Genomic DNA, 5,344 nt, shown 5'->3' on the forward strand with positions numbered 1-5,344 from the left:
TCAGTGAAGTGACTTATACAGAAATCTGTTCGAAAGAGCAGACGTTTTAAGTCAGTGATACTGAGCAGCTACTTCGGTAGCAATTAAACTTTAATTGAAGAGTTTGATCATGGCTCAGATTGAACGCTGGCGGCAGGCCTAACACATGCAAGTCGAGCGGGGTTTTCGGACCTAGCGGCGGACGGGTGAGTAATGCGTAGGAAGCTGCCCGATAGAGGGGGATACCAGTTGGAAACGACTGTTAATACCGCATAATGTCTACGGACCAAAGTGTGGGACCTTCGGGCCACATGCTATCGGATGCGCCTACGTGGGATTAGCTAGTTGGTGAGGTAATGGCTCACCAAGGCGACGATCTCTAGCTGGTTTGAGAGGATGATCAGCCACACTGGAACTGAGACACGGTCCAGACTCCTACGGGAGGCAGCAGTGGGGAATATTGGACAATGGGCGCAAGCCTGATCCAGCCATGCCGCGTGTGTGAAGAAGGCCTTCGGGTTGTAAAGCACTTTCAGCGAGGAGGAAGGGATGTATGTTAATAGCATGCATTTTTGACGTTACTCGCAGAAGAAGCACCGGCTAACTCTGTGCCAGCAGCCGCGGTAATACAGAGGGTGCAAGCGTTAATCGGAATTACTGGGCGTAAAGCGCACGTAGGCGGTTTTTTAAGTCAGATGTGAAAGCCCCGGGCTCAACCTGGGAATTGCATTTGAAACTGGGGAACTAGAGTGTGTGAGAGGGGGGTAGAATTCCAAGTGTAGCGGTGAAATGCGTAGAGATTTGGAGGAATACCAGTGGCGAAGGCGGCCCCCTGGCACAACACTGACGCTCAGGTGCGAAAGCGTGGGGAGCAAACAGGATTAGATACCCTGGTAGTCCACGCCGTAAACGATGTCTACTAGCTGTTCGTGTCCTTGTGATGTGAGTAGCGCAGCTAACGCACTAAGTAGACCGCCTGGGGAGTACGGTCGCAAGATTAAAACTCAAATGAATTGACGGGGGCCCGCACAAGCGGTGGAGCATGTGGTTTAATTCGACGCAACGCGAAGAACCTTACCTACTCTTGACATCTACGGAAGACTGCAGAGATGCGGTTGTGCCTTCGGGAACCGTAAGACAGGTGCTGCATGGCTGTCGTCAGCTCGTGTTGTGAAATGTTGGGTTAAGTCCCGCAACGAGCGCAACCCCTATCCTTAGTTGCCAGCGAGTTAAGTCGGGAACTCTAGGGAGACTGCCGGTGATAAACCGGAGGAAGGTGGGGACGACGTCAAGTCATCATGGCCCTTACGAGTAGGGCTACACACGTGCTACAATGGTACGTACAGAGGGAGGCAAGCTGGCGACAGTGAGCGGATCTCTTAAAGCGTATCGTAGTCCGGATCGCAGTCTGCAACTCGACTGCGTGAAGTCGGAATCGCTAGTAATCGCAAATCAGAATGTTGCGGTGAATACGTTCCCGGGCCTTGTACACACCGCCCGTCACACCATGGGAGTGGGTTGCAAAAGAAGTAGGTAGCTTAACCTTCGGGAGGGCGCTTACCACTTTGTGATTCATGACTGGGGTGAAGTCGTAACAAGGTAACCCTAGGGGAACCTGGGGTTGGATCACCTCCTTACCTAAAGCAGATTTAGTTCGTGTAGTGTCCACACAGATGATTGATTGATACGTAGAGCAAACAGTAAAAGCGCTATCCGCGAGGATAACGCCGGATGTTTGGTTTAGCGCAAGGCGCAGCCTGAGCGAATGAAGGAGTGTACGAGCAGTACATGACTGAATGAGTGATGGATGCAACGAAGCGATAATTCAAACAGACAAGTTAGAGCTGGTCTGTAGCTCAGGTGGTTAGAGCGCACCCCTGATAAGGGTGAGGTCGGTAGTTCGAGTCTACTCAGACCAACCAATTTGCGCTTTATCCCGCGTTACTTTAAACCTCACATACTTTAAGTATGCTTCGGTTCAAAGTGCCTTGGCTAAAACGCAAATTCCCGGTTCAAGAAATGGGGTTATAGCTCAGCTGGGAGAGCGCCTGCCTTGCACGCAGGAGGTCAGCGGTTCGATCCCGCTTAACTCCACCATTCCTTGTGAATGACTACTGTTTGAAAACTCAAAGACAAGTTCTTCGTTGTGAAGTATTTCTCTTTGAGCTTTATGCTCGAAGTGCTCTTTAACAAATTGGCAAGCTGATAGAAAGAAAACAAGGTAACAATATTTATTTGTGAACCTTATCACACCTACGATTCCAGACATTTTGGGGTTGTATGGTTAAGTGACTAAGCGTACACGGTGGATGCCTTGGCAGTCAGAGGCGATGAAGGACGTGCTAACCTGCGAAAAGCTGTGAGAAGTCGGTAAGAGACGTTAGACTCACAGATGTCCGAATGGGGAAACCCACCTGATTTATCAGGTATCGTATGATGAATACATAGTCATACGAGGCGAACCGGGAGAACTGAAACATCTAAGTACCCCGAGGAAAAGAAATCAACCGAGATCCCCTTAGTAGCGGCGAGCGAACGGGGGCTAGCCCTTAAGTTGATAAAGCGTTAGTGGAACGCTCTGGAAAGTGCGGCGATACAGGGTGATAGCCCCGTACACGAAAAGGCTTTATCAATGAAAACGAGTAGGACGGGACACGTGGTATCCTGTTTGAACATGGGGGGACCATCCTCCAAGGCTAAATACTCCTGACTGACCGATAGTGAACCAGTACCGTGAGGGAAAGGCGAAAAGAACCCCTGTTAGGGGAGTGAAATAGAACCTGAAACCGTGTACGTACAAGCAGTGGGAGCCCACTTGTTGGGTGACTGCGTACCTTTTGTATAATGGGTCAGCGACTTACATTCTGTAGCGAGGTTAACCGAATAGGGGAGCCGTAGGGAAACCGAGTCTTAACTGGGCGAATAGTTGCAGGGTGTAGACCCGAAACCGGGCGATCTATCCATGAGCAGGTTGAAGGTTGGGTAACACTAACTGGAGGACCGAACCCACAAATGTTGAAAAATTTGGGGATGACTTGTGGATCGGAGTGAAAGGCTAATCAAGCTCGGAGATATCTGGTTCTCCTCGAAAGCTATTTAGGTAGCGCCTCGAGCGAATACCATTGGGGGTAGAGCACTGTTAAGGCTAGGGGGTCATCCCGACTTACCAACCCTTTGCAAACTCCGAATACCAATGAGTACTACTCGGGAGACACACGACGGGTGCTAACGTCCGCCGTGAAAAGGGAAACAACCCAGACCACCAGCTAAGGTCCCAAAGTCATGGTTAAGTGGAAAACGATGTGGAAAGGCATAGACAGCTAGGAGGTTGGCTTAGAAGCAGCCACCCTTTAAAGAAAGCGTAATAGCTCACTAGTCGAGTCGGTCTGCGCGGAAGATGTAACGGGGCTAAACCATGCACCGAAGCTGTGGACTTGCACTAAGTGCAAGTGGTAGAGGAGCGTTCTGTAAGCCGTTGAAGGTATCTCGTGAGGGGTGCTGGAGGTATCAGAAGTGCGAATGCTGACATAAGTAACGATAAGGGGAGTGAAAAACTTCCCCGCCGGAAGACCAAGGGTTCCTATCCCATGCTAATCAGGGTAGGGTAAGTCGGCCCCTAAGGCGAGGGCGAAAGCCGTAGTCGATGGGAAACGGGTTAATATTCCCGTACCGACAATACTGCGATGGGGGGACGGAGAAAGCTAGGCAGGCATGGCGTTGGTAGTCCATGTGAAAGTGCGTAGGAAGGGGGATTAGGCAAATCCGGTTCCCTATATTCTGAGACACGAGACGAGCCACTACGGTGGTGAAGCTGTTGACGCTACGCTTCCAGGAAAAGCCTCTAAGCTTCAGGTATTGTCGACCGTACTCGAAACCGACACAGGTGGTCAGGTAGAGCATACCAAGGCGCTTGAGAGAACTCTGGTGAAGGAACTAGGCAAAATAGTACCGTAACTTCGGGAGAAGGTACGCTCTTGTGGGTGAAGGACTTGCTCCGTAAGCCTATGAGAGTCGCAGTGACCAGCTGGCTGCAACTGTTTATTAAAAACACAGCACTCTGCAAACTCGTAAGAGGACGTATAGGGTGTGACACCTGCCCGGTGCCGGAAGGTTAATTGATGGGGTTAGCGCAAGCGAAGCTCTTGATCGAAGCCCCGGTAAACGGCGGCCGTAACTATAACGGTCCTAAGGTAGCGAAATTCCTTGTCGGGTAAGTTCCGACCTGCACGAATGGTGTAATGATGGCCAGGCTGTCTCCACCAGAGACTCAGTGAAATTGAAATTGCGGTGAAGATGCCGTATACCCGCGGCTAGACGGAAAGACCCCGTGAACCTTTACTATAGCTTGGCACTGAACATTGACCCTACATGTGTAGGATAGGTGGGAGACTTTGAAGTTGGAACGCCAGTTCTGATGGAGTCGTCCTTGAAATACCACCCTTGTATGTTTGATGTTCTAACGTGGGTCCCTAATCGGGATTGCGGACAGTGTCTGGTGGGTAGTTTGACTGGGGCGGTCTCCTCCTAAAGAGTAACGGAGGAGCACGAAGGTTGGCTAAGTACGGTCGGACATCGTACGGTTAGTGCAAAGGCAGAAGCCAGCTTAACTGCGAGACAGACACGTCGAGCAGGTACGAAAGTAGGTCTTAGTGATCCGGTGGTTCTGTATGGAAGGGCCATCGCTCAACGGATAAAAGGTACTCCGGGGATAACAGGCTGATACCGCCCAAGAGTTCATATCGACGGCGGTGTTTGGCACCTCGATGTCGGCTCATCACATCCTGGGGCTGAAGTCGGTCCCAAGGGTATGGCTGTTCGCCATTTAAAGTGGTACGCGAGCTGGGTTTAGAACGTCGTGAGACAGTTCGGTCCCTATCTGCCGTGGGCGTTGGATGATTGATTGGAGTTGCTCCTAGTACGAGAGGACCGGAGTGAACGAACCGCTGGTGTTCGGGTTGTCATGCCAATGGCACTGCCCGGTAGCTATGTTCGGAACGGATAACCGCTGAAAGCATCTAAGCGGGAAGCCGGCCAAAAGATGAGTCATCCCTTGTACCTTGAGTACACATAAGGGTCGTTGGAGACCACAACGTTGATAGGTGAGGTGTGGAAGCGTGGTGACACGTTAAGCTAACTCATACTAATTGCCCGAGAGGCTTAACCATACAACGCCCAAGGTGTTTGTGATGGTGTGATAAAGAATTCTATCTAGCTTGCTTGTTAAAGACATAAAAACAGTTTTTGCCTGGTGGCAATAGCGCTGTGGAACCACCTGACTCCATTCCGAACTCAGAAGTGAAACGCAGCCGCGACGATGGTAGTGTGGCAGATGCCATGCGAGAGTAGTTCACCGCCAGGCTCCCAA

Annotated in this window: 2 tRNA genes and 3 rRNA genes; all 5 read left to right on the plus strand. The window is 50.9% G+C overall.

Annotated elements, in window-relative coordinates:
* Positions 1 to 91: 91 nt before the first annotated feature.
* Positions 92 to 1,616 (plus strand): 16S ribosomal RNA (locus tag QUB16_RS32805).
* 208 nt (positions 1,617 to 1,824) lie between these two features.
* A tRNA-Ile gene (locus QUB16_RS32810) sits at positions 1,825 to 1,901 on the plus strand.
* A 99-nt stretch (positions 1,902 to 2,000) separates the two neighbouring features.
* Positions 2,001 to 2,076, plus strand: a tRNA-Ala gene (locus QUB16_RS32815).
* A 185-nt stretch (positions 2,077 to 2,261) separates the two neighbouring features.
* A 23S ribosomal RNA gene (locus tag QUB16_RS32820) occupies positions 2,262 to 5,144 on the plus strand.
* A gap of 79 nt (positions 5,145 to 5,223) precedes the next feature.
* Positions 5,224 to 5,338, plus strand: a 5S ribosomal RNA gene (gene rrf, locus QUB16_RS32825).
* Together the 16S, 23S and 5S rRNA genes with 2 tRNA genes alongside form the textbook arrangement of a ribosomal RNA operon.
* The last annotated feature ends 6 nt before the right edge of the window (positions 5,339 to 5,344 follow it).

This window comes from Microcoleus sp. D3_18a_C4 (assembly GCF_036702415.1).
In the GTDB taxonomy this organism is placed as follows: Bacteria; Cyanobacteriota; Cyanobacteriia; order Cyanobacteriales; family Microcoleaceae; genus Microcoleus.